The 567-nt window shown below is 46.7% G+C and carries 1 protein-coding gene; it reads right to left on the bottom strand.

The genetic code is table 11. The features are described from left to right. Positions 1 to 567 (bottom strand): AAA family ATPase (locus tag R7Q46_RS29090; RefSeq protein ID WP_318078568.1); only part of this gene is annotated, 567 nt, incomplete at both ends.

The following is a 567-nucleotide window of genomic DNA, read 5'->3' as shown; positions in this document are numbered from 1 at the left end:
TAGACGACGAGCACCAATGTTTTCTGTGGTTTCGTTTACTGTCCATGCCGCTTCTGCGATTTGCGTGATACCGTCTTCGGTAAATTCGATATCGACGTTTTCTGTCTTCATCAGCGCAATGTATTGTTCAGTCAGCGACGCTTTAGGTTCAGTCAAAATACGTTTGAAGTCGTGGCTGCTCAGTGCTTCCAATTCCACACGGATTGGCAGACGGCCTTGCAGTTCTGGAATGAGATCAGATGGCTTGGCAACTTGGAATGCACCGGATGCAACAAACAGAATGTGGTCTGTTTTTACCATGCCGTGTTTTGTCGAAACGGTACTGCCTTCAATCAGAGGAAGTAAGTCACGTTGCACACCTTCACGAGACACGTCCGGGCCAGAGCTTTCGCCGCGCTTACAAATCTTGTCGATTTCATCAATGAAAACAATACCGTTGTTTTCTACGTTGAAAATCGCGGCTTCTTTTAGCTCTTCTTGGTTTACAAGTTTTGCAGCTTCTTCTTCTGCCAGCGCTTTCATCGCGTCTTTGATTTTCAGCTTACGCTTTTTCTTGGTGTCGCCGGC

The sequence above is a fragment of the Vibrio sp. 811 genome, assembly GCF_033339195.1.
This window is presented reverse-complemented; position numbering and strand designations above follow the sequence as displayed.